Origin of the sequence: Sphingomonas sp. HT-1 (assembly GCF_048568905.1) — a bacterium.
Lineage (GTDB): Bacteria > Pseudomonadota > Alphaproteobacteria > Sphingomonadales > Sphingomonadaceae > Sphingomonas.
The window spans coordinates 2,643,122-2,668,220 of record NZ_CP183770.1 but is presented as its reverse complement, the minus strand read 5'-3'; the positions used below and the strand labels follow the sequence as shown (position 1 = coordinate 2,668,220).

Sequence of the window (25,099 nt, the reverse complement as noted above, 5' to 3'; positions counted from 1 at the left end):
GCCTCAGCCGCCCGGTCGCAGGCCGCCTTCCATCAGCATCAGCGTGATGCTGCCCATGTCGGCATATTGCAGCACCCCGGCCAGGGTACCGACGACATTGGGATCCTGAGCCAGATCGGTCAGCGCGACGCGGCCCAGGGCCATGAAGCTGTTCTGAAGCGCGCCAGGGTCGCGCTTCATCCGGTCCATCGCTTCGGCGCGGCAGTCGCGGGTGACGAGGCGGGTGATCAGCTGCCCTGCCTGCTGGCTGGCTTGTACGCGGCGCCCTTCGTCCAGCTTCACCATGTCGCGCACCGCCGAGCTTTGCGCGACGGCAGTGAATACCCAGCGGATCAGCACGTCGCGATCGGCGCGGCTGCTATGATCGCGCAGGCATGCGCCGAACGGATCGCGCGGCTGAGGCTGTGCCTGTGCCTGCGCGGCGGGCGCAGCGACGAAGGAACCGAGGGCTGCAGCGGCGGCGAGTAGTGGGCGAATCTTCATGGGGTTGGAATATAGGCAGATAGCGGCACTTCTACGACCGATTGGGTAACGCCAGCCGGCCAAACGCGTCCTCCACCCGCAAGCGGAAGGAGCGCAGCATGGCAGCGTGGGCGATTCGTTACAGCGCAATCAGCACTTCGTTGCGGCGCAGGGGGCCGGGGATGAAGGGCGAGTTGTAAAAGGCATATTCCACCGCGCCGCCGTTCATGCCCCGTGCCGCCAGCCAGCGGCGCAGCTCCGCCTCGCGCTCGGCCAGTGCTGCGTCGTCGGGCGAACCGGAGAAGCGCAGCGCCGCCACGCGACGCGCCGGGCGCTTGGCGAGAGCGACATTGTCGGCGGGGGCGGGAAGCGTTTCCAGTGTGAATTTGGAGGGCATCACGAACTGGGTGCGCCAGCTGCCGTCCTGCAGCGTGCTGAGCACCGGCGCGGTCATCGAAATTTTCTCGCCGCCGCTGCCACCATTGTCGCCGCGTCGCTTGGCGAAGATGTAATCGGCGAGGCGGGAAAAGCCCGCGGTAAGCGCCGGCTCGCGCGCGCCGATCGCTCGGGTCTCCGCCACCACAAGCTCGGGATAGTCGCGGATCTCTAACGCGCCATCCTTTTCTACCGACGTATAGGGCGGCTGCTCGCTGGCGCGTTCGAACGCGTAGTAGGTGGCAGCGGCGGCGATCACGGTACCGCCAACGATGCCGCCCACCCATGCCCAAGTCTTGCGGTTCGCCATGCTAGTCTCCTTCAGTCGTCTTCGTCTTCGAATCCCGCCAGGTCGAGCGCGCGGGCGCGAATCTGGCGGAGGCGGCACCAGTGTACCAGCGCATCTTCGCGGCCATGTGTCACCCATACTTCACGCGGGGCCAGCTCCTCGATCGTGCGGGTCAGCTCGTCCCAATCTGCGTGGTCGGATAGGATCAGCGGCAGTTCCACGTTGCGCTGCCGGGCGCGCTGGCGCACCCGCATCCAGCCGCTTGCCATGGCAGTGATCGGATCGGGCAGGCGCCGCGACCAGCGATCGTTGAGCGCGCTCGGCGGGCAGAGAATGATGCGGCCCTGCAGCGCCTTCTTCGCCGCGCCGGTCGCCGGTCGCAGTTCGCCCAAGGTCACGCCACGTTCGGCATAGAGATCGCACAGCGACTGCAACGCGCCGTGCAGATAGATAGGATCGTCGAAACCCATCGCCCGCAGTTCGGCGATCACCCGTTGCGCCTTGCCCAGCGCATAGGCGCCGACCAGAACGCAGCGTTCGGGCTCGGCGCGCAGGGCGGCCAGCAGCTTGTCGATTTCGTCGCGAGTTTCGGGATGGCGGAATACGGGCAGGCCAAACGTCGCTTCGGTGATGAACACGTCGCACGGCACGGGCTGGAAGGGTATGCAGGTGGGATCGGGACGGCGCTTGTAATCTCCCGAGACGACGATTCGTTCGCCTGCATGATCGAGCACCAGTTGCGCCGATCCCAGCACATGGCCGGCGGGAACGAAGCCCACATCGATCGGCCCTAGCCGAATGCTCTCGCCATAGTCGACCGCCCGCCCGTTCTGAGGGCCGTAGCGCGCAGCCATGATCGCCAGCGTATCGGGCGTTGCCCAAACCTCGGAATGCCCACCGCGCGCGTGATCGGCATGGCCATGGGTGATGATCGCGCGTTCGACGGGACGGCTGGGATCGATCCAAGCATCCGCTGCGGGAAGATAAATCCCTGCGGGATCGGGAGTGAGCCAGCTGCCGAGCGCCATGCCTGCGATATGGGGACGAGGGCGCGGATCGAAAGAGGGGCGGGCTTCGTTGAGTGCAGGCGGCGGGGCCGAGAGGAGACGGGCCATGGACCTATCGAGCATGCAGGGCGTGATGGTGGTCATCGGACCCATCATCCTGGCAGCGGCCCTGATCTGGGCGATGTTGCGCAACAAGACCTCGCGGCGCGACCGCGCGCAGACCGAGGAAGCGGCGCGGCGCAATTACGAAGAGCATGACGCGGCGGATCGCAAGAACGGCTAGTTCGGCCTTTCCGTAAACAGAGCCTCCCCACCGGCGCCGACCGTGCCTACATTGCGGCGGTGCCCGTCGACGTTCTTCCTGCGCCGCTTGACCGGTGGTTTGCCGCTCGCGGCTGGACGCTGCGTCGGCACCAGCGCGCGATGCTCGACGCGGGGCGGGCGGGGCAGCATGCGTTGCTCGTCGCGCCGACCGGGGCGGGCAAGACGCTATCCGGCTTCCTGCCCAGCCTGGCCGGGCTGATCGAAGCGCCGGCGGAGGGGCTACACACGCTCTACATCTCGCCGCTTAAGGCACTTGCGGTCGACGTGCAGCGCAACCTGCTGACGCCCATCGACGAAATGACCTTGCCGATCCGAGTGGAGACGCGCACCGGCGATACGCCGCACGAGCGCAAGGTTCGCCAGCGTGCGCGGCCGCCGCAGATCCTGCTCACCACGCCCGAATCGCTCAGTCTCCTGCTTTCCTATGAAGACAGCCTGACGATGTTCGCCGGGCTGCGGACGGTAGTGATCGACGAGATCCACGCCTTCGCCACCGGCAAGCGCGGCGACCTGCTGGCGCTGGCGCTGGCGCGGATGGAACGGCTGGCGCCGGGCTATCGTCGCGTCGGTTTGTCGGCGACGGTGGCCGATCCGGACGGCTATCGCGCGTGGCTGGCACCCTATGGCGATATCGACACCGTGAGGTTGGTGGAAGGTGAGAAGGGTGCCGATCCGGACATCGCCATCCTGCTGCCCGAAGGGCGCGTGCCCTGGGCCGGGCATTCGGGTATTTATGCGATTCCGCAGGTGATGGCAGAGATCGAGACGCATCGCACCACCATTGTGTTCTGCAACACGCGCGGGCTTGCCGAGCTGGTGTTCCAGCAACTGTGGAAGGTCAACGATCTCAAGCTGCCGATCGGCGTCCATCATGGCAGCCTGAGCCTGGAGGCGCGGGAACGAGCCGAACAGGCGATGGCAGACGGGCGGTTGCGGGCCTTGGTCGCTACCGCCAGCCTCGATCTTGGCGTCGACTGGGGCGATGTCGATTGCGTGATCCAGATGGGCGCTCCGAAAGGCGCCTCGCGCCTGCTCCAGCGGATCGGCCGCGCCAATCACCGGCTCGACGAGGCGAGCGAGGCGGTGCTGATTCCGGGCAACCGGTTCGAATATCTCGAAGCGCGGGCGGCGCTTGACGCAGTGGAGCATGGCGAGCTGGATCCGGATCATTTCCGCCCCGGCACGCTCGACGTGTTGGCCCAGCATGTGATGGGTTGCGCCTGTGCGGCGCCCTTTTCTGCCGTCGATATGCTGCAGGAGGTGCGCGCAGCATTGCCTTATTCCGCGCTGAGCGAGGAGGCTTTCGAGCGGGTGCTGCACTTCATTGCCGATGGCGGCTATTCGCTGCGCGCCTATGACAAGTTCAAGCGCCTGACCCAGGGGCGCGATGGCCTGTGGCGAGTAACCCAGCCCACGTTCATCGCGCAGCATCGGCTGAACGCCGGGATTATTGTTGAATCGCCGATGCTGGAGGTGCGCTTCAAGAATGGGCGGCGCCTGGGCAAGGTGGAGGAAGGGTTCGCCGCTTCGCTTTCGCCGGGCGACACCTTCTTCTTCGCCGGGCTGGCGCTGGAGGTAGAACGCGTCGAGGCAACCGACCTGATCGTGCGGGCAACGGCGAAGCAGGCGCGCGTGCCTAGCTATATGGGCGCCCGGCTGGCGATCACCGCGAACCTTGCCGATCGCGTGCGGCAGTTTCTGTACGATTCCGAGCAATGGTCGCGCTTTCCTGCGGACGTGCGCGAATGGCTGGAGACGCAGGACCGTCGCTCGGCGCTACCCGCCCCCGGCCAGCTGCTGGTCGAGACCTTCCCGCACGAAGGGCGGCACCATCTCGTCATCTACAGCTTCGAAGGGTGGAACGCGCACCAGTCTCTAGGCATGCTCGTCACGCGGCGGATGGAGGCGCTGGGGCTGAAGCCGCTCGGCTTCGTCGCTAATGATTATGCTCTGGCCGTTTATGGGCTGGAGAAGATCGTCGATCCGCGTCCGCTCTTCTCGCCCGACATCCTGGAGCATGAGTTCGTCGACTGGGTGCAGGGTTCGGCGCTGCTCAAGCGCGCGTTTCGCGAAGTGGCGATCATCGGGGGCCTTGTCGAGCGGCAGCATCCGGGCCGGAAGAAGACTGGGCGACAAGTCACCTTCTCGACCGACCTGATCTATGACGTGCTGCGCAAATATGAGCCCGACCATCTCCTGCTGCGCGCTGCCTGGGAAGACGCGCGGGCGCGGATGACCGATGTTGGCAGGCTGGCCCGGCTCTTAGACGAAGCGGGCGCGCGGATGCTGCACATCGATTTGGAGCGGGTAAGCCCGATGGCCGTACCGGTATTGATCATGATCGGGCGCGAATCGGTTGCTCAGGGCACGACCGAAGATGCGTTGCTAGAAGAAGCCGAAGCCATCGCTGCCGAAGCGATGCGGCTGGACTAACCCCGTTCTTTTGCGGGATTGCTGCGCAACATGCGCAGGCGTAGAATAGCGTGATGTTCGGAGTCTCGCCCGTGCTGCTGCTGGCAGCTCTGCATCTTGGTGCGATAGCCGGCGATCCGCGGCCGGTGCCGACCGATCCGGAGACTGCTCCTGCGGCCGGGCAGCCGGATGCCATCCAGCTGGCGCTTGGGGAGACGAGTTCGCGCCTCACCGTTCCGGTAGCGGTGGGCCGCACCGGACCATATAATTTCATCATCGATACCGGCGCGGAGCGTACCGTCGTCTCGCGAGAACTGGCAAGCCTGTTGAGGCTTGCGCCGGGCGGGACGGTGCTTGTCACCTCGATGACCGGGCGCAGCACCGTCGAGACGGTGATCGTTCCCGACCTGCAGATCGAATCGATCGGCACCAGCCATGCGATCGTCGCGCCTGCCTTTTACGCGCAGCACCTGGGGGCTGCGGGGCTGCTGGGCATCGACACGCTGCGCGACCACCAAGTGACGATCGATTTCGACACCGGCACGATGGAGGTGCGGCCCAGCGTCAAGCGCAAGCGCAATGCCCGGCATGCCGCGGACGAGATCGTGGTGACCGCCAAGGACCAGTTCGGCCAGCTGATCGTCACCGATGCCTATTATGCCAACACTCGGGTGCGGGTGGTGCTCGATACCGGGTCGCAAGTGACGATGGGCAATACAGCGCTGCGCAAGAAGGTAGGCAAGAATGTCGGCGCGTTGCAGACGATCGAGCTCACCAGCGTCGATGGCGGCAAGACCGAGGCACAATATGGTCATGTGCCATCGATGCGCGTCAGCAATGTTGCGTTCGATGCGCTGCCGGTAGCATTTGCCGATGCCGAGCCGTTTAAGCGGTTCGGCCTGACCAAGCGGCCCGCGATCATGCTTGGGATGGACGCGATGCGCAGCTTTCGTCGCGTGGAGATTGATTTCCCAAACCGCCAGGTGCGCTTCTTCCTGCCGCGGCCCGCGCGGGAAAAGCGCCCGAATGCCGAGGCGCCGCTGCTGTCACGGGGCTTCCGGGCCGCTGCCCGCGATTGACTTTGCGCGTCGGGTCTGATTGGCCTGACCATATGACCATGCTTTCACGCGCCGCGCTTGCCGGGCTTCCTTCCGGCATCCTCCGCCCCGGCCATGATCTGGCCGCGACTCGCACCGGCATTGTGCACTTCGGCCCCGGTGCGTTCCACCGCGCACATCAGGCGGCGTTTGTCGACCGGGTGCTCGACACCGATCCTCGTTGGGGCATTGCGGCGGTTTCGCTGCGCAGCGGCAGCACTACCGACGCGCTTAAGGCACAGGAGGGGCTCTACGCGCTGGCGGTGATCGATCGCACGCCCGCCACCCGTGTCATCGCCGCGCATTCCGATGCAATCGGCCCAGGCGAAGGCCGCCGATTGCGTGCGCTTCTCGCCAGCCCCGACGTGCGGATCGCCACCAGCACGGTTACGGAAAAGGGATACTGCCTGGCCGGCGACGGCACCCTCGACATGGGCCATGCAGATATCGTCCACGATCGCATCCGACCGGAGGAGCCGGCCAGCGTGATCGGCTGGATCGTCTCTGGCTTGGCTGATCGCCGCGCGGCGGGCGTGGCGCCGTTCGCGATGCTCTGCTGCGACAATATGACCGGCAATGGCGGCAAGCTCCGCGCGGCCTGTGTTGCCCTAGCGCGCGAGTGGGATGCGAGCCTGGCCGACTGGATCGCAGCGGAAGTTGCCTTTCCCGATTCGATGGTCGATTCGATCACTCCGGCCAGTGACGCGGCGTTCCTCGCCAAGGTTGCAGCCGAGCTCGGCGTTGAGGACAAGGCGGCAGTGCAGCGCGAATTCTTCACCCAATGGGTGCTGCAGCGCTTCGACATGGCCGACGGTCCCGATCTCGCCTCCGCCGGCGTGACCCTGACCAGCGACGTCCGCGGCTACGAACAGGCCAAGCTGCGCATCCTAAACGGCAGTCATTCCAGCCTGGCCTATATCGGCCTGATGCTGGGTCACCAGACGGTGTTCGAAGCGATGTCCGATGCCGAACTCGGCGGCTTTGTCACACGGCTGGCGCATGCAGACATCGCCGCGTCGCTCGGGCCGGTGGATGGGCTCGACTTGCCCGGTTATGTTGACGCGGTGCTCAATCGCTTCCGCAACCCGGCGATCCGGCACCTGTTGTCGCAAATCGCTTGGGACGGTTCACAGAAGCTGCCCTATCGCCTGCTCGATACGACAGCGTCGGCGCTCGATGCAGGGCGCTCGGTGACGCGACTGGCCGTGCCGGTGGCGGCTTGGATTGCATTCCTCGGCGCGAAGGGACGGGCAGGCGAGACGATCACCGATCCGCTCGCGGACACGCTCGCCGCGGCGGCGACGGCGGATGCGCCGGTGGACGCGGTGCTGGCGCTGCGGCAAGTATTTCCCGCCCGCGTTGCCGAAGATCCGCGCTATCGCGACGCCGTCGCGGCGGCTTTCGCGGCAATCGGATCGGAGAAGCTGAGGGTCCTGCTCGCGGATTGACGCTTCCTGCGGGCGCCAACCGCTACAGGACCGTCGGCGCGCCGCCCTTCAGCACATGGGTGCAGAGTTGCGCTTCTGGAGTATCTTCCGCCTCCAGCGCCGCGACTGTGACCCAGCCCTGCGCACGCAGCAACGCGCCGGCGGCGACGTCCGTGCCGAAGGGCAGGAACAGGCGGCGTCGCGAGTCCCCGCCCATGCCGGCGTCGAGGATCGGATCGGCATAGAGCGAAAAACCGACGGCCGGCTCTTCGCGGCCGCCTTCGTGCACCACCGTGTAGGTGCCGCCGCGCCCGATTTCGCCTCGTACGCTGCGCGCGAAGATCGAGAAGCCGAGCCAGGTCTGATATTCGAAGCCGTGGCGCTCGGTGGGATCGAGCGTCAGCGCGACACCCGCCGGGATGCTGGCGGCGATGGTGGCAAGGCCGTCGATACGGCTGGCAAGGGCGGAGCCGGCATCGGTCGCACGCAGTTTGCCCATTGCGCTTTCGAAGGGGCCGGCCGCCTCGATCAGCGGCAGGTACTTCGGATCGATCGCTGCGACGCCGCCGGCATCCTTGGCATCGAGCCGTTCGCGCAGTGCGGTGAGCTTGTCAGAAGGCAGGGTTCCGCCGGCGAGCGTATCGACCAGATCGGGCAGCGTGAAGTCGATCGCCAGCCCCTCGACGCCGGCCGATTGCAGCGCCTCGATCGCGACGCGGACGATCTCCATCGCGGCGCCCACGCTGTCGCGCCCGATCAGCTCGCAGCCGATCTGGCGCATCGCCCGGCGCGGATCGAGCGCGGGCGCCTTGAGCTTGAGCACCTGCCCCGCATAGCACAGCCGCACCGGGCGCGGATGATGCCCCATGCGGGTCGCGGCGATCCGGCCGACCTGCGCGGTCAGATCGGGGCGAATGGCGAGGCTGCGCTGCGACACCGGATCGACGAAGCGCACGGCATTGTGCACCGCGCCAGTCTTGAGCCGCGTCGCCAGCTCGTCGGCAAACTCGGCGAGCGGCGGATCCACCTGTTCATAGCCATAGAGCCGCGCGAGCCCCAGCACGCGCGTCTCGAGGCGGGCCGCCGCATCGGCGGCAGGCGGCAGTCGATCGTGAAACCCTTCGGGGAGAAGACCAGTCATGGCCGCCTCCCCTAATGGCTTCAGAAGCCGAGCGCCATGGCGGTCTTTACGCCGGGGAGTGCGCGAACTTTTCCGAGCAGCGCATCGTCCACCGCTTCGTCCACCGAGAGCAGCAGCACGGCCTCGCCACCGGCCGAGCGGCGGCCGAGGTGGAAGGTGCCGATGTTGACGCCCGCCTCGCCCAGCGTGGTGCCGAGACGGCCGATGAAGCCCGGCGCGTCTTCGTTGACGATGTAGAGCATGTGCCCGGCGAGGTCGGCCTCGACCTTGATGCCGAACAGCTCCACCAGGCGCGGCGCGGCGTTGCCGAACAGCGTGCCCGCCACCGAACGATCGCCCGACTGGGTGCCGACGGTCACGCGGACCAGCGTGTGATAGTCGCCCTCGCGATCATGGCGCACTTCGCGCACGTCGAGACCACGCTCCTTGGCGAGGAACGGCGCGTTGACCATGTTCACCGTGTCCGAATGAACGCGCATCAGCCCGGCCAGCACCGCGCTGGTGATCGGCTTCTGGTTGAGCTCGGCCGCCGCACCTTCGACTTCGATGGCGATGCTGGAAAGCTCGCCATGCGCCAGCTGGCCGACCAGGCCGCCCAGCTTTTCGGCAAGCGCCATGTACGGCTTCAGCCGCGGCGCTTCCTCGGCCGAAAGGCTCGGCACGTTGAGCGCGTTGGTCACGCCGCCGGTGACGAGATAGTCGGCCAACTGCTCGGCGACCTGGATCGCGACGTTGACCTGCGCTTCGGTGGTCGACGCGCCGAGGTGCGGGGTGGCGACGAAGTTCGGTGTGCCGAACAGCGGATGCTCCTTGGCAGGCTCCACCGCAAACACGTCGAGTGCGGCGCCGGCGATATGACCGCTCTCCAGGCCTTCCTTCAGCGCGACCTCGTCGATCAGACCGCCGCGCGCGCAATTGATGATCCGCACGCCCTTCTTGGTCTTGGCGAGATTCTCGCGGCTGAGGATGTTGCGGGTCTGGTCGGTCAGCGGCGTGTGCAGCGTGATGAAATCGGCGCGCAGCAGCAGATCGTCGAGCGTCATCTTCTCGACGCCCATTTCCAGCGCGCGCTCGGGCGTGAGGAACGGATCATAGGCAATTACGCGCATGCGCAGGCCGATGGCGCGGTCGGCGACGATCGAGCCGATATTGCCCGCGCCGATCAGGCCCAGCGTCTTGCCGGTGAGCTCGACGCCCATGAAGCGGTTCTTCTCCCACTTGCCGGCCTGGGTCGAGGCATCGGCCTCGGGGAGCTGGCGGGCTAGCGCGAACATCAGCGCAATTGCGTGCTCGGCGGTGGTGATCGAGTTGCCGAACGGGGTGTTCATCACCACCACGCCCTGGGCGGATGCGGCGGGGATATCGACATTATCGACGCCGATGCCGGCGCGGCCGATCACCTTGAGGTTGGGCGCGTGCGCGAGAATGTCCTTGGTGACCTTGGTCGAGCTGCGGATGGCGAGGCCGTCATATTCGCCGATGATCGCCTTCAATTCGTCCGGGGTCTTGCCGGTGATCTCGTCGACCTCGACGCCGCGTTCGCGGAAGATCTGCGCGGCCTTGGGGTCCATCTTGTCGGAAATCAGTACCTTGGGCATGGAATGCTCCTGTGCACAGCGGTGCGCCTGCGACAGCAGGCGCCCGGAACTTGCAAGAAAATAGCGTGTAACCCTGGGCTCCTGCTTTCGCAGGAGCACCGCAATCAGCCCGCCTTGGCGGTGGCGTAGGCCCAGTCGAGCCAGGGGCCGAGCGCCTCGATATCGGCGGTGTCGACGGTGGCGCCGCACCAGATGCGCAGGCCTGCCGGCGCATCGCGATAGCCGGCCACGTCATAGGCCGCGCCTTCCTTCTCAAGCAGGCCGGCGAACTTCTTGATGAAGTCGGCATCGGCACCCTCGACGGTCAGGCACACGCTGGTGCGCGAGCGGATCGCCGGATCCTCGGCGAGATGGCCGAGCCAGTCGCGCTCGGCGACGATCGTGTCGAGCGCCGCGGCATTGGCGTCCGAGCGGGCGATCAGCCCGTCGGCGCCGCCCAGGCCCTTGCCCCATTCGAGCGCGAAGATCGCGTCTTCCACCGCCAGCATCGACGGCGTGTTGATCGTCTCGCCCTTGAACACGCCCTCGGCGAGCTTGCCCTTGGAGACGAGGCGGAACACCTTCGGTAGCGGCCAGGCGGGGGTGTAGGTTTCGAGGCGCTCGACCGCGCGCGGGCCGAGGATCAGCACACCGTGCGCGCCCTCGCCGCCCAGCACCTTCTGCCAGGAGAAGGTGGCAACGTCGATCTTGTCCCAGGGCAGGTCGTAGGCGAACACCGCCGAGGTCGCGTCGGCGAAGCTCAGCCCCTCGCGATCGGCGGCGATCCAGTCGCCATTCGGCACGCGCACGCCCGAGGTGGTACCGTTCCAGGTGAACAGCACGTCGTTCGACCAATCGACCGCGCTCAGATCGGGCAGCTGCCCGTAGTCGGCGCGCAACACGGTGGGGTCGAGCTTGAGCTGCTTGACCGCATCGGTGACCCAACCTTCACCGAAGCTTTCCCAGGCGAGCGTGGTGACGGGGCGGGCGCCCAGCATCGTCCACATCGCCATTTCGAAGGCGCCGGTATCCGATCCGGGTACGATGCCGATGCGGTGCGTGTCCGGCAGGCGGAGCAACTCGCGCATCAGGTCGATGCAATATTGGAGGCGGGTCTTGCCCAGCTTCGAGCGGTGCGAGCGGCCGAGCGACTCGACGGCGAGCTTCTGGGGCGACCAGCCTGGGGGCTTGGCACAGGGACCAGAGGAAAAATAGGGACGCGCCGGTTTGGTGGCGGGCTTCGCAGACGCAAGCGTGGCGTCGGCGGCAATTAAATCAGTCATGTAGTCTCTCCTTGCAGAGAGCACGCGCGGCGTTGGGACCGCGTGGCCCGTCGACGGCCCTAGCGGCAGGCGCACGAAAGTCAATTCCGGACATTGTTGCGAGGGAACAATGTTGCGGGCCCGTGCCTTTGCTGCGCAGCTTTGCAGGATTCTGGGAGATACGACATGCGGACCCTTTGGGCGGCCGGGCTGGCCGCGATGCTGATTGCAACGCCGGTGCTGGCGCAGCAGAAACAGAGCGTGGGGGACGGGGCGCAGGCGCCGCTGCGCGACCTGCGGATCAACGAGAAGAAAATCCCGGACGTGCTGCTGCTCGCCGCCTCTGCCCCTTACGCATCGCAAGGGACCAAGAGCTGCGCGCAGATCCGCAACGGCATCACGCAGCTGAACGCCGTGCTGGGCAGCGACGCCGACGCACCGGAAGCCAAAGGGGGCAATGGCGGCGCGATCGCTGCGGCGGGCAGCCGTGCGATCGTGGGCACGCTGATCCCCGGATTTGGGCTGGTGCGGATGATTACCGGCGCGGACAAGCAGGAGAAGCGGGTGACCGCGGCGATCTATGGCGGAACGATTCGCCGCGCCTACCTCAAGGGCCTCGGCGTCTCAAAGGGCTGCAGGCCGCCGGCGGCACCCACCGCCACTGCCCGCGCCGCCGTGCCGACGCTGCCTGTCGACAAGGACGACAAGAAAGAGGACCGCAAGGACTGATCCTGCGAGCTGCCAACATTACGAATTCGCGTTCGCGCTGATCTGCCTGAATCCGGCGGCCAACCATCCGCTGGATTCAGGAGGACCGCATCATGTCCCGTTCCACCGCCGACTGGCTCGGCGCGCCGGCAAATGCCGCACCCGAAGGCTTCGTGCATGCGCCGGACACCACTGCCGGCTATTGGAGCCAGCAGCCCCAGAACACGCTGCCGCCGCCCGACTTCTGGAGCCCCTATGCCCGCAACCGGCCGCTGCCGACGCCGAGGGTGGAGGCCCGCAAGGCGTGGATCGTCGGCAGCGGGATCGCGGGACTAGCCGCCGCCTTCTACCTGATCCGCGACGGCCATATGCCGCCCGCCAACATCACCATCCTCGATGCCGCGCAGATCGAGGGCGGCTCGCTCGACGGCGCGGGCGATGCGGAGCGCGGCTATCTGATCCGCGGCGGCCGCGAGATGAACTGGAACTACGACAATCTGTGGGACCTGTTCCAGGACGTGCCGGCGCTGGAGCTGCCCGCCGGCTATAGCGTGCTCGACGAATATCGTTGGGTGAACGATCGCGACCCCAATTATTCCAAGGCGCGACTGATGCACCAGCAAGGCGTGGTGCAGGATTTCCGCACCTTCGGCCTGTCGCGCAAGGACCAGTGGGAGATCGTCCGGCTGCTGCTCAAGCGCAAGGACGAGGTGAACGACACCACGATTCAGGACTATTTCAACAGGGGCTTCTTCGAGACCAACTTCTGGGCGCTGTTTCGCACCATGTTCGCCTTCCAGCCCTGGCACAGCCTGCTGGAGATGAAGCTGTACCTCCACCGCTTCCTCGATTCGGTGGACGGTTTTGCCGACATGTCGGTGGTGGTGTTCCCGAAATACGACCAGTTCGACACCTTCGTCCGCCCGCTGACCAAGATGCTGCGCGAGCAGGGCGTATGCTTTCAGTTCGACACGCGCGCCACGGACCTCGACTTCGCCGTGGCGGGCGAGCAGCGTACCGTCACCGGGATCCGGGCCGTGGTGGCGGGCACCGCGACAGTGCTGCCGGTGGCAGCACAGGATCTCGTCTTCGTGCTGCCCGGCTCGATGACCGAGGGCACCGCCTATGGCGACATGGACCGGGCGCCGGTGCTCGAACGCGGAGCGTATGATCCGGGTGCCGAGAGCGATTGGACGCTGTGGCGCAACCTCGCCGCGCAATCGCCGGTGTTCGGCAGGCCGAACAAGTTCTGTGGCGATGTTGCCCGCTCGATGTGGGAATCGGCGACGCTCACCTGCAGGCCCTCGCCGCTGGTCGACCGGCTGAAGGCACTGGCGGTCAACGATCCGTACTCGGGACGCACCGTCACCGGCGGGATCATCACCTTCACCGACTCCAAGTGGCTGCTCAGCGTCACCTGCAATCGCCAGCCGCACTTCCCCGACCAGCCCGAGGACGTGCTGGTGCTCTGGGCCTATGCGCTGCGGATGGACGTGGCCGGCGACAAGGTCGCCAAAGCGATGCCCGATTGCACCGGGCGCGAGATCCTCGAAGAGCTGTGCCACCATCTTGGCATTGCCGAGGATCAGGTTGCGGCGGTGACGCAGGCGACCAAGATACGGCTTGCGCTGATGCCGTACATCACCGCCGAATTCATGCCGCGTGCGGCCGGCGACCGGCCGGCGGTGGTGCCGCAAGGCTGCACCAACCTCGCGCTGGTCGGCCAGTTCGTCGAGACGGCGAACGACATCGTCTTCACGATGGAGAGTTCGATCCGCACGGCGCGGATCGGGGTGTACGCGCTGTTGAACGTGCTGAAGCAGGTGCCCGACATCAGCCCGACGCAGTACGACATCCGCAACCTGCTGCGGGGCGCGCGGGCGCTCAACAATGGCGCGCCCTTCCCCGGCGAGCGGCTGCTCCACCGGCTGCTTGGCAAGACTTACTTCGCGCACATCCTGCCGCCGCTGCCCGAAAAGGGCGGCGATACGCTGCACCGGGTGGAAGAGGAGCTGGCCGGGCTGTTCGGACGGGGCAGCCACGCGGTCAGCGAGGCGGCCGATACGGTACGAGGCTGGATGGCCGGGGTGAAGGAGCGGTAGGGGCCTCTTGCGCGCGCCCTCACCCTTCCGACCGCCTGCGGCGGCGGTCCCCTTCCCTCTCCCATTGGGAGAGGGAGGGGGGCGCGAAGCGCCGGAAGAGTGAGGGTGGCGCCAAAAGAAAAGGGCCGGCGGATCGCTCCGCCGGCCCCTCTTTTTGCGTCGAGCGCGAACTTAGAAGTCCATGCCGCCCATGCCGCCCATGCCGCCCGGCATCGCCGGTGCTGCGGCCTTGTCTTCCGGCAGCTCGGCAATGGTGGCTTCGGTGGTGATCAGCAGGCCGGCGACCGAAGCCGCGTTCTGCAGTGCGGTGCGCACCACCTTGGTCGGGTCGATCACGCCGGCAGCCACGAGGTTCTCGTAGGTGTCGGTCGCGGCGTTGAAGCCGAACGAGGTGTCGGTCTGGTCGAGCAGCTTGCCCGAGACAACGGCGCCGTCCTGGCCGGCGTTGCTGGCGATCTGGCGAACCAGCGCGGTCAGCGACTTGCGGACGATGTCGATGCCGCGGGTCTGGTCCTCGTTCGCACCGGTCAGGCCTTCGAGCGCCTTGGTGGCATAGAGAAGGGCCGTGCCGCCGCCGGGGACGATGCCTTCTTCAACGGCTGCGCGGGTTGCGTGCAGCGCGTCGTCGACGCGGTCCTTGCGCTCCTTCACCTCGACTTCGGTCGCACCGCCGACCTTGATCACGGCCACGCCGCCGGCGAGCTTGGCGAGACGCTCCTGGAGCTTCTCGCGGTCGTAATCGCTGGTGGTGACTTCGATCTGCTGGCGGATCTGCTCGGTGCGGGCCTTGATCGACTCGGCTTCACCGGCGCCATCGACGATGGTGGTGTTGTCCTTGTCGATGGTGACGCGCTTGGCGGTGCCGAGCATGCCGAGCGTGACGGTCTCGAGCTTGATGCCGAGGTCTTCGCTGATCACTTCACCCTTGGTGAGGACGGCGATGTCTTCCAGCATCGCCTTGCGACGATCACCGAAGCCCGGTGCCTTGACCGCTGCGACCTTCAGGCCGCCGCGCAGCTTGTTGACGACCAGGGTCGCCAGCGCTTCGCCTTCGATGTCCTCGGCGATGATCAGCAGCGGACGACCCGACTGCACGACCGCTTCGAGGATCGGCAGCATCGACTGCAGGTTCGACAGCTTCTTCTCGTGGATCAGGATGTACGGATCCGCGAGCTCGACCGCCATCTTCTCCGGGTTGGTGATGAAGTAGGGCGAGAGATAGCCGCGGTCGAACTGCATGCCTTCGACGACGTCGAGCTCGAATTCGAGACCCTTCGCCTCTTCGACGGTGATCACGCCTTCCTTGCCGACCTTTTCCATCGCCTCGGCGATCTTCTCGCCGACTTCACGGTCGCCGTTCGCCGAAATGATGCCGACCTGGGCGACTTCCTGGCTGCCCGAGACGGGCTTGGAGCGCGCCTTGACGTCCTCGACGACCTTGGTGACGGCGAGGTCGATACCACGCTTCAGGTCCATCGGGTTCATGCCGGCGGCCACCGACTTCATGCCCTCGCGGACGATCGCCTGCGCCAGAACGGTTGCGGTGGTCGTGCCGTCGCCGGCGATGTCGTTGGTCTTCGAGGCCACTTCGCGCACCATCTGCGCGCCCATGTTCTCGAACTTGTCCTTGAGCTCGATTTCCTTCGCGACCGACACACCGTCCTTGGTGATGCGGGGCGCGCCGAAGCTCTTCTCGATCACGACGTTGCGGCCCTTCGGCCCCAGCGTGACCTTCACCGCGTCGGCGAGGATGTCGACGCCGCGCAGGATGCGCTCACGAGCGTCGCGCGAAAACTTTACGTCCTTGGCTGCCATGGGACTGCCCTTTCAAATTTCGCTAAGTTTAGGAAGTTGAGGAGGTACGACGTGCTCAGCCGACGATGCCGAGGATGTCGCTTTCCTTCATGATCAGCAGGTCTTCGCCGTTCACCTTCACTTCGGTGCCGGACCACTTGCCGAACAGGATGCGATCGCCCGACTTTACGTCGAGCGGGGTCACCTTGCCATCTTCGGCCTTGGTGCCGGTGCCGACGGCGACGACTTCGCCTTCCTGCGGCTTTTCCTTGGCGGTGTCCGGGATGATGATCCCGCCGGCGGTCTTTTCCTCGGCTTCGACGCGGCGGACGAGCACGCGGTCGTGCAACGGACGGAAGTTCATTGCCTGATCCTCTTTCAGGTGGATTTCGGTGTTTAGCACTCGGTCCCCCGGAGTGCTAACAGCGGAGATATGTGGAGGCAGTTTCGCTTCGTCAACGGGTGTCGAGGGAACTTTTTTTGGCGTGTTGGGCGAATAATACGGGTCGTTGCCTCCGCCGCGCGCATCCGGTAGCAGATGAAGCCAATACGCTTTGAGGAGCCGCCGGTGAAGCTGGTCCGTACCGCCTGGAAGATACTCGTCGGAATCAAGGACCTGCTCGTCCTTATTCTGCTGCTCCTGTTCTTCTCCGTGCTGTTCGCAGCGCTTTCCCACCGTCCGACGCCGGCGACGATTCGCGACGGCGCCTTGGTCGTGTCGTTCGACGGCGTGTTGGTCGAGCAGCCTAGCGACGCCGATCCCTTCGCCGCAGTCACCGGTTCGCGCGCCGCCGGCCAGGTGAGCGCGCGCGACGTGATCCGCGCGCTGGACGCGGGCCGGCGCGACGCCCGCGTAAAGGCAGTAGTGCTCGATCTCGACAGCTTCATGGGCGGCTATCCCGCGACGGTGAGCGAAGTCGCGGCCGCGGTCGGCCGAGTTCGCGCCGCCGGCAAGCCGGTGCTGGCCTATGCTACCGCCTATACCGACAGCGGCTACCAGATCGCGGCGCATGCGAGCGAGATCTGGGTCCACCCGATGGGCGGATCGATCTTCATGGGTCCCGGCGGCCAGCAGCTCTATTACAAGGGCCTGACGGACAAGCTGGGCATCAACGTGCATGTCTATAAGGTCGGCAAGTTCAAGTCGGCGGTGGAGCCCTATATCCGCGCCGACATGTCGCCCGAGGCGCGCGAGGCGAACACCGCGCTCTATGGCGGCCTGCTGGACCAGTGGCGGGACGGCATTCAGAAGGCGCGACCCAAAGCGCGAATCGCCGACTTCCTGATGAAGCCCGATGTCGCGATCACCGCCGCCAAGGGCGATATCGCCGCGGCCAACCGTGCCTATGGGCTGGTCGACCAACTGGGGGATCGCATCGCCTTCGGCCGGCACGTCGCGCAACTGGTCGGCGCGCCAAGCGGGGCGCGATCGGGCAATTTCAACGCGATCAAGCTGGCCAACTGGCTGCAGGCGAACCCGCTGCCGACCAGCGGCGATCCGATCGGGGTGATCACCGTCGCGGGCGAGATCGTCGACGGCAAGGGTGGCGCGGGAAGCGCGGGCGGCGACACGATCGCCAAGCTGGTGCTGGACGGGCTGAAGGACGGCAAGCTCAAGGCGCTGGTCGTCCGCGTCGATTCGCCGGGCGGATCGGCACTGGCATCCGAACAGATGCGCCAGGCCATTCTGCAGGCCAAGGCGCAGAAGCTGCCGATCGTCGTGTCCATGGGCGGCCTCGCCGCCAGCGGCGGCTATTGGGTGTCGACCGCCGGCGACGTGATCTTCGCCGAGCCTAACACGATCACCGGATCGATCGGCATCTTCGGCATCATTCCGACCTTCGAGAACACGCTGGCCAAGATCGGCGTAACGACAGACGGGGTGCAAAGCACGCCGCTGACCGGCCAGCCGAGCATCTATGGCGGCACCAACGCCACGGTCGACACGATCCTGCAATCGGCGATCGAGGCAGGCTATGGCCGCTTTGTCGGCCTGGTGGCGAATGCCCGCAAGCTGACGCCGCAGCGGGTGGATGAAATCGGCCAGGGCCGCGTGTGGATCGGCGGCATCGCCCGCCAGATCGGCCTTGTCGATCGCTTCGGCGGGCTGGACGACGCGATCGCCGAGGCGGCCAAGCGCGCCGGGCTGGATCCCGCCAAGGTGCGGCCGGTCTATCTCGCCAAGAAGCCCAACGCCTTCGCCGCCGCGCTGGCGGCGGGGCTGGGATCGCTGGGCAATGACGACGAGGACGACGACGACTGGGCCGAAGCGCCGGGGGGCAGCGATGCCTATGCCCGCATCGCCGAGCAACGGCGGATGCTGCTGGCGCAGGCACTGGGCGATGCCAAGCGCCTGACCCAGAGCGGTTCGGTGCAGGCGCGTTGCCTGGAGTGCATGGCGCTGGGCGTGCCGAGCGCGCAGCCGGCCGACCTCGCCCTGCTCCAGCTGGCGTTAGGAACGGCCAAGTGATCCGCATTCGCCCGGCGACGGCCGAGGATGCGGGGGCGATTGCGGCGATCTATGCGCCGCATGTGCTGCACGGAACCGTCTCCTTCGAAACCGAGGCGCCCGACGCGGCGACGATGGCAACGCGAATGGCATCGAGCGACGGGCTGTATCCCTGGCTGGTTGCCACCCAGAGCGAGGATTTCGGCGACGCGGTGATCGGCTATGCCTATGCCACCCGCTTTCGCGAGCGGCCCGCTTATCGCTATGTCTGCGAAACCTCCGTCTACATGGCGGAGACGGCGCAGCGCCGCGGGGCAGGCCGGCTGCTCTACGAAGCGCTGATCGATACGTTGCGCGCCCAGCGCTTCGTGCATGCCATCGGCATGATCGCGCTGCCGAACGATCGCTCGATCAGCCTGCACGAGGCAGTGGGATTCCGCCGTGCCGGCGTGTTCCGCGAAGTCGGCTACAAGCAGGGGCAGTGGATCGACGTGGGTATCTGGCAATGCGAGCTCAACGCACCCGCCGCCCCGCCGGTGGAGCCGCGGCCCTTCAGCGAGGTGGGACTGGTACGCGCCTGAACCAACCCGTCGGCCCTCACATGCCGCCGCGATACGCGGGTAGACCCAGCTTCCACACGATTGCCGCAGCCCGCAACGCGAAGCCGGCGATGGCAGCGGCAAGGCCGGCCGCATAGGGCGGCAGGCCGAGCAGGCTGAGCATGACATAGACCGAGGAAGCCAAAGCGGCAGCGGTGACGTAGAGCTCCGGCCGCATCAGGATCGACGGCTCGCCCGCCAGCACGTCGCGGATGATGCCGCCGACACAGGCGGTGACGACGCCCATCACCGCCGCCGGCACCGGCGGCACGCCAAAGCCCAGCGACTTGGCCGCGCCGAACGCAGCGTAGGCGGCGAGGCCTAGCGCATCGAGCCAGGCGAAGCTCCGGTCGCTCCACCAACGTTGCGGCGTGATCCAAACGATCGCCGACATGCCCAGGCACAGCGAGGCGACGCTGGCGTCGTGGATCCAGAAGACCGGCGCGCCGATCAGCAGATCGCGCACCGTGCCGCCGCCCACCCCCGTGATGAGGGCAAAGAAGGTGGCGGTGACGATCGTCTGGCCACGTCGGGTGGCGGCCAGCGCGCCGGTGGCGGCGAACACCGCGATGCCGAACAGATCGAGCCAGGGGAGGATGGGCCCGATCTGGGCTGCGACCGAACCGTTCATCGCCTCCATCTGCCGTGGCAGGGTGGCCTAAGTCAAACACGGCTCTTGGCGAGCGAGCCCAGCTTGGGGCAAAGGGGAGACATGCAACGTACCGAGTCACCGCTGATCGCCCTCGCGATCCTGCTTGCGGCGCTCGCCGGCTTCGTCGATGCGCTTGCGTTCACCAGTCTGGGCGGATTCTTCGCTTCGTTCATGAGCGGCAACTCCACCCGGCTCGGCGTGGGTGTAGGCAGCGGTTCCACGCGGGACGCCGCCGTCGCGCTGGCGCTGGTGATGAGCTTCGTGGCCGGCGTGATCCTTTCGAGCGTGATCGTGCGCGCCCGGCCGCGGCGCCACCAGCCGGTGGTAATGGCGCTCGTCACGCTGCTGCTGGCGCTGGCGGCCGCTGCGGCGACGCTAGTGCCCGGCCCGATCGTGCTGCTGCTGCTCGCCGCCGCGATGGGGGCGGAGAATGGCCTGTTCCAGCGCGACGGCGAAGTGACGATCGGGCTCACCTACATGACCGGATCGCTGGTTCGCATGGGGCAGAAGCTTGCCGCCGCACTGATGGGCGACGCCGACCGCTTCGGCTGGCTGCCCTATCTGGCCCTGTGGCTGGGCTTCGTCAGCGGCGTGGTGATCGGCGCGGAATGCCAGTTCCGCTGGGGCTGGAACGCGCTGTGGTTGGCACCGATGTTCGCGGCCGTGCTGACGCTGCTGCTGATCAGCATGACCGCGCCGCGCGCCGCGCCGGCGCGCTGAACGCTCAGCGAAACGCCCAGCGCAGCGTTTCGGCCACGCCGCGCGTGCCCAGCCGCAATGCGGGTGCAGCGAGCGGCGGGCTGGCACGGCCGTGCATCCGCCGCGCCCAATCGGGCAGCAGATCGATCGCGGCGGCGAAGGTTATCGCCTGGAACGGCTTGGTCGCCAGATTGGGTGCGGGCTGTTCGAGCAACAGCCGAGCGACCTCGCGGGTGCGTTCGTCATGGCGAAGCTCGCTGCGCATCTCTGCGATCAACGCCGTCGCCGCCGCCCGGCTGTGTGGTACCGGATCGGCGCCGAGCGCTTCGGCCACCTGGGCGAACTCGGCGAAATAGCGATCCTGGTCGGCGCGCGACATGCCCGGTTCGGCATAGCGGATCCAGCCGTCGAGAAAGCTCACCGCTTCGCTCACATGCACCCATGCGAGCAGCCGGGGATCGTCGGCGCGATACGGAGTGCCGTCCGGCAGCACACCGTGAACATGGTGGTGAATGCCGCGTACGCGCGCGATCGCGGCTTCGGCTTCGTCGCGCCCGCCATAGCTGGTCAACGCGATGAAGCGCGCGGTACGGCGCAAGCGGCCGAGCATGTCGTGGCGGAACTTGGAATGATCCCAGACGCCCGCCAGTACGGCGGGATGGAGCATCTGCAGCAGCAACGCCGCAACGCCGCCGACCATCATCGTCGTCACATCGCCATGCACGCGCCAGACGACCGAATCGGGACCGAACAACCCGTCCGACTGGCGAACGACCGGCGCTTCGCCGCGGGCGGCATCGTTGAACACGGCCCGTACCTGGCCGATCATCGCGCGCCGCACGCTGTGGGTAGCAAATGCAACCAAATCCATCCGCCTAAGCTAGGAAGTCTGGTAGCGCGAACAAGTTGACCATGCCCGCTTTGCAGTGCAGCAATCGCAGCCATGGCCAGTATCGCAATCACCAACAATCCCGATATCCGCTTTCTGGGGCGGCTGCTCGGCGACGTTATTCGGATCTACGGCGGCGAGGAACTGTTCAAACGGATCGAATATATCCGTGCGACGTCGGTAGATCGGCACCGCGGCGTGGCAGGAGCGGGGGCCATCGATTCCGGGCTGGACCGGCTCACGCTGGACGAGACGCTCGATTTCGTGCGCGGCTTCATGCTGTTCTCGATGCTCGCCAACCTCGCCGAGGATCGCCAGGGCGTGGCAACCGAAAAGGATGCCGACGTTGCCGCGGCCCTGGAACGGCTGGCCAAGGCCGGCATCGGCCGCGAGCCGGTGATGGCGCTGCTCGAAGCGGCGCTGGTCAGCCCCGTGCTGACCGCCCACCCGACCGAGGTGCGGCGCAAATCGATGATCGATCACAAGAATCGCGTCGCTGAGCTGATGCGGCTGCGCGACCAGGGGGTGACCGAGACCCCCGATGGCGATCAGGTGGAAGAAGCGATCCTGCGCCAGATCGCGCTGCTGTGGCAGACGCGCGTGCTGCGCCGCGAAAAGCTGGGCGTGCCCGACGAGGTCGAGACCGCGCTTTCCTATTTCCGCGACGTGTTCCTGCCGGTGCTGCCCGCGCTCTATGCCCGCTGGGATCGTGCACTGGGCGATCGCGCGCCGAGCTTCCTGCGCCCGGGCAGTTGGATCGGCGGCGACCGGGACGGAAATCCGTTCGTGACGGCCGATTCGATGCGGTTCGCGCTTGCCCGTGCCGCCGAGACGGTGCTCGGCCATTATCTCGACTCGGTGCATGCGCTGGGCGCCGAACTGTCGATCTCGACCGAGCACGTCCAGGTGCCCGACGCGGTGCTGAAGCTGGCCGAGGCCAGCGGCGACACCGGCAAGAGCCGCAGCGACGAACCCTATCGCCGCGCGCTGACCGGCATCTATGCCCGCCTCTCCGCGACGCACGAGAAGCTGGTGGGCAAGCGCCCCGGCCGGCCCTCGCCGATGCCCGGCGCGCCCTATGCCCACCCGTCCGAGTTCCGCGAGGATCTGGTGGCGATCGCGCGGGGCCTCGCCAATGGCGGGCCGCTGGCGACCGGGGGTGCTCTGGGCCGGCTGATCCGCGCGGTGGAGACCTTCGGCTTCCACCTCGCCACGCTCGACATGCGCCAGAACAGCGCGATCCACGAGCGGGTGGTGGCGGAACTGCTGAAGTCGGCCGGCGTGTGCGACGAGTATGCGGCGCTCGACGAGCAGGCCCGTATCGACCTGCTGCGCCGCGAACTGGCCAACGCCCGGCCGCTGACCAGCCCCTATGCGGCCTATTCGGAGGAGACCGCGTCCGAACTCGCCATCGTGCGCGAGGCGGCGGCGGCGCATGCGCGCTATGGCCGCGACTGCATCCGCCATTACATCGTCTCCATGGCGCAGTCGGTTTCCGACCTGCTTGAAGTACATGTGCTGCTGAAAGAGGCGGGGCTGTACGTGCCGGGCGAGACGCCGCAGGCGCACATCATGGCGATCCCGCTGTTCGAGACCATCGCCGATCTCGAAGCCGCCCCGCCGATCATGGCAGCCTGGCTCGGCCTGCCCGAAGTCGCCGCCATCGCAGCAGCGCGCGGCCATCAGGAAGTGATGATCGGATACTCCGATTCGAACAAAGACGGCGGCTATCTCACCTCTACCTGGCAGCTGAGCCGCGGCTCGACCGCCCTGAAGCCGGTGTTCGAGGATGCGGGGATTGCCATGCAGCTGTTCCACGGCCGCGGCGGTGCGGTGGGGCGGGGCGGCGGTTCCAGCTTCTCGGCAATTCTCGCCCAGCCGCCGGGTACGGTGCAGGGCCGCATCCGCATCACCGAACAGGGAGAGGTGATCGCCGCGAAATACGGCTCGCCGGAAAGCGCGATGACCAATTTGGAGGCGATGGCCTCGGCAACGCTGCTCGCCAGCCTGGAGCCGGAGCAGCTTGTCCCCGCCGATGCCGATCGCTTCGCTGCGGCGATGGACCAGCTGTCGGAAACCGCGTTCCGCGCCTATCGCGGGCTGGTCTATCAGACGCCGGGCTTCACCACCTTCTTCCGCCAGATGACGCCGATCGCCGAGATCGCCGGCCTCAAGATCGGCTCGCGTCCGGCCAGCCGCAAGAAGAGCGACGCGATCGAGGATCTGCGCGCGATTCCATGGGTGTTCAGCTGGGCGCAGGCGCGCGTGATGTTGCCGGGATGGTACGGCGTCGGCGCGGCGCTGGACGCGTTCGAGGACAAGGGGCTGTTGCGCGAGATGGCCACGGCCTGGCCGCTGTTCCGCGCGACGCTCGACAATATGGAGCAGGTGCTCGCCAAATCCGACATGGGCATCGCCGAACATTATGCCGCGTTGGTGGAGGATCCGGAACTGCGCGACGGCATCTTCGGCCGCATCCGTGATGGCTGGCAGCAGACGCAGGATGGCCTTTTGCAGGTCACGCGCCAGACTCGGCTGCTGGAAAAGCATCCGCCGCTGGAAACCTCGATCCGCCTCCGCCTGCCCTATATCGAGCCGCTGAACCTGCTGCAGATCGAATTGATGAAGCGCCACCGGGCCGGCGAGGACGATCCCCGCATCGGCGAGGGCATCCTGCTGTCGATCAACGCCATCGCGACGGCACTGCGCAACAGCGGGTAGCGGAGGAGCGCCTTCGCGGCACAGGGGAAAAAACGACTAGCTGGGGTTCCATACGTCAAAAGGATTCGCCCGAATCCATCGGGTGGCAATCCATTTCGTTCCCTGGACCACGGGCAGGCCAGCGTGGCGAGCGACAGGATCAGGACGGCCGTTCGGCAGGGTGTTGGTGAACAGCAGCAGGTCACCGGCCACCGGCGCCACCTGCACCTCGGCGTCCGGAAACAGCGTGCCGCCGCCTTTGAAATTGTCGTTCAAGTACAGGATCGCCGTTTTTGTACGCTGGTTGACCACGTTGGGCAGTGCATCCGAATGCAGCCGATATTGCTGCCCCACCGCATATCGCAAAATGTTGAGCGGCTCGCCTTGCTCGACGGCGGTGTCGCTGGCCACTGCGATCCGCCGCAGGATTGCCTGGATGACGAGGTCCTCGCGCGTCGGACCAATCACCGCGAAGTCCGACGTCCGGATCGGGTGCTCGATCAGGCGATTGGTCGCAGGATCCATGACTTGCGCCGGTGCCAGCAGGTCTTCCGCCGACTGGGCGAGATGGCGGCATTCGTCGGGCGAGATAAAGCCGGAGTAGCGAAGGATTTCGGGAGATTCGCACAACCGCTCAGGCGTTGGGATCCGAAGGGGCATGCCCTCCCGGCCGAGCGCCATCTGCTCAACGAGCTGAAGCTGGTCTGCCGCCACCGGATCCGTCGCGGCGACGGCGCGCAGCAGCGCCACGGCACCGGGCCAATCGCGGGCTGCGCCTGAACCATTGGCGGCAAGCGCAATCTCCATGTGGCTTGCGTCGACGCTGCCCGCTTCGGAAGCGCGGCGCAGGAACTGGCGCGCGGCAATTAGATCACGGGGAAGATGGCGCCCCACCAAGAGCCAGATTGCAAGCTGCAGCAATGCGGCTGGATCGTTGCCATCCGCGGCGGCCCGCGCAGTCGCGATCGCTGCATCGCGGCGGCCTTGCGCGATCAGGCGGGCTGCGTCCTCGCTCGAAAATGCCATACCCGCGAGCTACCAAAAGAAAAGGGCCGGGGAAATCCCCGGCCCTTC

Annotated in this window: 21 protein-coding genes; 10 read left to right on the top strand and 11 right to left on the bottom strand. The window is 66.7% G+C overall.

Features of this window, described 5'->3' with window-relative positions:
• Positions 1 to 3: 3 nt before the first annotated feature.
• From ACNFJ7_RS12325 to ACNFJ7_RS12315, 3 genes are all read right to left on the bottom strand, one after another.
• Positions 4 to 483, bottom strand: coding sequence for a hypothetical protein (locus ACNFJ7_RS12325; RefSeq protein WP_019369039.1), 480 nt, complete (start codon positions 481 to 483; stop codon positions 4 to 6).
• Positions 484 to 601: 118 nt separating this feature from the next.
• Complete coding sequence (locus ACNFJ7_RS12320) at positions 602 to 1,207, bottom strand: SOUL family heme-binding protein (protein WP_019369038.1); 606 nt, start codon at positions 1,205 to 1,207, stop codon at positions 602 to 604.
• 11 nt (positions 1,208 to 1,218) lie between these two features.
• Positions 1,219 to 2,214 carry a ligase-associated DNA damage response exonuclease gene (locus ACNFJ7_RS12315; protein ID WP_019369037.1) on the bottom strand — a complete coding sequence of 332 codons (996 nt, stop codon included), beginning with the start codon at positions 2,212 to 2,214 and terminating at the stop codon, positions 1,219 to 1,221.
• Between the two features lie 85 nt (positions 2,215 to 2,299).
• Between ACNFJ7_RS12315 and ACNFJ7_RS12310 the strand changes: the two genes are divergently transcribed.
• The 4 genes from ACNFJ7_RS12310 to ACNFJ7_RS12295 are packed head-to-tail and all read left to right on the top strand — an operon-like array spanning position 2,300 to position 7,474.
• Positions 2,300 to 2,476, top strand: coding sequence for a hypothetical protein (locus tag ACNFJ7_RS12310; protein WP_019369036.1), 177 nt, complete (start codon positions 2,300 to 2,302; stop codon positions 2,474 to 2,476).
• Positions 2,477 to 2,535: 59 nt separating this feature from the next.
• The gene (locus ACNFJ7_RS12305) at positions 2,536 to 4,950 is read left to right on the top strand and encodes a ligase-associated DNA damage response DEXH box helicase (RefSeq protein ID WP_019369035.1); all 2,415 of its coding nucleotides are present in this window, start codon (positions 2,536 to 2,538) and stop codon (positions 4,948 to 4,950) included.
• A gap of 53 nt (positions 4,951 to 5,003) precedes the next feature.
• The gene (locus ACNFJ7_RS12300) at positions 5,004 to 6,008 is read left to right on the top strand and encodes a retroviral-like aspartic protease family protein (protein ID WP_019369034.1); all 1,005 of its coding nucleotides are present in this window, start codon (positions 5,004 to 5,006) and stop codon (positions 6,006 to 6,008) included.
• A 32-nt stretch (positions 6,009 to 6,040) separates the two neighbouring features.
• On the top strand, positions 6,041 to 7,474 hold the full coding sequence (locus ACNFJ7_RS12295) for a mannitol dehydrogenase family protein (protein ID WP_019369033.1): 1,434 nt from the start codon (positions 6,041 to 6,043) through the stop codon (positions 7,472 to 7,474).
• Between the two features lie 22 nt (positions 7,475 to 7,496).
• Here the strand turns inward: ACNFJ7_RS12295 and ACNFJ7_RS12290 are convergent, their stop codons facing one another.
• The 3 genes from ACNFJ7_RS12290 to ACNFJ7_RS12280 all read right to left on the bottom strand — a co-directional run bounded on the left by ACNFJ7_RS12290 (position 7,497) and on the right by ACNFJ7_RS12280 (position 11,454).
• Complete coding sequence (locus tag ACNFJ7_RS12290) at positions 7,497 to 8,594, bottom strand: ATP phosphoribosyltransferase regulatory subunit (RefSeq protein ID WP_019369032.1); 1,098 nt, start codon at positions 8,592 to 8,594, stop codon at positions 7,497 to 7,499.
• Positions 8,595 to 8,614: 20 nt separating this feature from the next.
• Positions 8,615 to 10,192: a phosphoglycerate dehydrogenase gene (gene serA / locus ACNFJ7_RS12285; protein ID WP_019369031.1), complete on the bottom strand. Its 1,578-nt coding sequence runs from the start codon at positions 10,190 to 10,192 to the stop codon at positions 8,615 to 8,617.
• A 104-nt stretch (positions 10,193 to 10,296) separates the two neighbouring features.
• Entirely contained in the window at positions 10,297 to 11,454 is a 1,158-nt protein-coding gene (locus tag ACNFJ7_RS12280) for a phosphoserine transaminase (RefSeq protein ID WP_019369030.1), read from the bottom strand.
• A 165-nt stretch (positions 11,455 to 11,619) separates the two neighbouring features.
• On the opposite strand from ACNFJ7_RS12280, the gene ACNFJ7_RS12275 reads away from it, so the two are divergent.
• Positions 11,620 to 12,162: a hypothetical protein gene (locus ACNFJ7_RS12275; RefSeq protein ID WP_019369029.1), complete on the top strand. Its 543-nt coding sequence runs from the start codon at positions 11,620 to 11,622 to the stop codon at positions 12,160 to 12,162.
• A 92-nt stretch (positions 12,163 to 12,254) separates the two neighbouring features.
• Complete coding sequence (locus tag ACNFJ7_RS12270) at positions 12,255 to 14,243, top strand: oleate hydratase (protein WP_019369028.1); 1,989 nt, start codon at positions 12,255 to 12,257, stop codon at positions 14,241 to 14,243.
• A 171-nt stretch (positions 14,244 to 14,414) separates the two neighbouring features.
• On the opposite strand, the gene groL is transcribed toward ACNFJ7_RS12270, so the two are convergent.
• Positions 14,415 to 16,058 carry a chaperonin GroEL gene (gene groL / locus ACNFJ7_RS12265; RefSeq protein ID WP_019369027.1) on the bottom strand — a complete coding sequence of 548 codons (1,644 nt, stop codon included), beginning with the start codon at positions 16,056 to 16,058 and terminating at the stop codon, positions 14,415 to 14,417.
• A gap of 55 nt (positions 16,059 to 16,113) precedes the next feature.
• Positions 16,114 to 16,401: a co-chaperone GroES gene (gene groES / locus ACNFJ7_RS12260; RefSeq protein WP_010544804.1), complete on the bottom strand. Its 288-nt coding sequence runs from the start codon at positions 16,399 to 16,401 to the stop codon at positions 16,114 to 16,116.
• 174 nt (positions 16,402 to 16,575) lie between these two features.
• Here groES and sppA point away from each other — a divergent pair, with 174 nt between their 5' ends.
• Together sppA and ACNFJ7_RS12250 are read left to right on the top strand one after the other, a co-directional pair.
• Complete coding sequence (gene sppA / locus ACNFJ7_RS12255; protein ID WP_019369025.1) at positions 16,576 to 18,507, top strand: signal peptide peptidase SppA; 1,932 nt, start codon at positions 16,576 to 16,578, stop codon at positions 18,505 to 18,507.
• Positions 18,504 to 19,067, top strand: coding sequence for a GNAT family N-acetyltransferase (locus ACNFJ7_RS12250; RefSeq protein WP_019369024.1), 564 nt, complete (start codon positions 18,504 to 18,506; stop codon positions 19,065 to 19,067). The genes sppA and ACNFJ7_RS12250 overlap by 4 nt, the downstream gene beginning before the upstream one ends.
• Before the next feature lie 16 nt (positions 19,068 to 19,083).
• On the opposite strand, the gene ACNFJ7_RS12245 is transcribed toward ACNFJ7_RS12250, so the two are convergent.
• Positions 19,084 to 19,716, bottom strand: coding sequence for a trimeric intracellular cation channel family protein (locus ACNFJ7_RS12245; protein WP_037513375.1), 633 nt, complete (start codon positions 19,714 to 19,716; stop codon positions 19,084 to 19,086).
• Between the two features lie 81 nt (positions 19,717 to 19,797).
• Here ACNFJ7_RS12245 and ACNFJ7_RS12240 point away from each other — a divergent pair, with 81 nt between their 5' ends.
• Positions 19,798 to 20,457 (top strand): YoaK family protein, encoded by a 660-nt coding sequence (locus ACNFJ7_RS12240; RefSeq protein ID WP_019369022.1) that lies wholly within the window; start codon positions 19,798 to 19,800, stop codon positions 20,455 to 20,457.
• A gap of 4 nt (positions 20,458 to 20,461) precedes the next feature.
• On the opposite strand, the gene ACNFJ7_RS12235 is transcribed toward ACNFJ7_RS12240, so the two are convergent.
• Positions 20,462 to 21,307, bottom strand: a complete 846-nt coding sequence (locus tag ACNFJ7_RS12235) for an oxygenase MpaB family protein (protein ID WP_019369021.1) — start codon at positions 21,305 to 21,307, stop codon at positions 20,462 to 20,464.
• 72 nt (positions 21,308 to 21,379) lie between these two features.
• Here ACNFJ7_RS12235 and ppc point away from each other — a divergent pair, with 72 nt between their 5' ends.
• Positions 21,380 to 24,046 (top strand): phosphoenolpyruvate carboxylase, encoded by a 2,667-nt coding sequence (gene ppc / locus ACNFJ7_RS12230; protein ID WP_019369020.1) that lies wholly within the window; start codon positions 21,380 to 21,382, stop codon positions 24,044 to 24,046.
• A 36-nt stretch (positions 24,047 to 24,082) separates the two neighbouring features.
• On the opposite strand, the gene ACNFJ7_RS12225 is transcribed toward ppc, so the two are convergent.
• Positions 24,083 to 25,051, bottom strand: a complete 969-nt coding sequence (locus ACNFJ7_RS12225; protein WP_019369019.1) for a 2OG-Fe(II) oxygenase — start codon at positions 25,049 to 25,051, stop codon at positions 24,083 to 24,085.
• Positions 25,052 to 25,099: the final 48 nt, after the last annotated feature.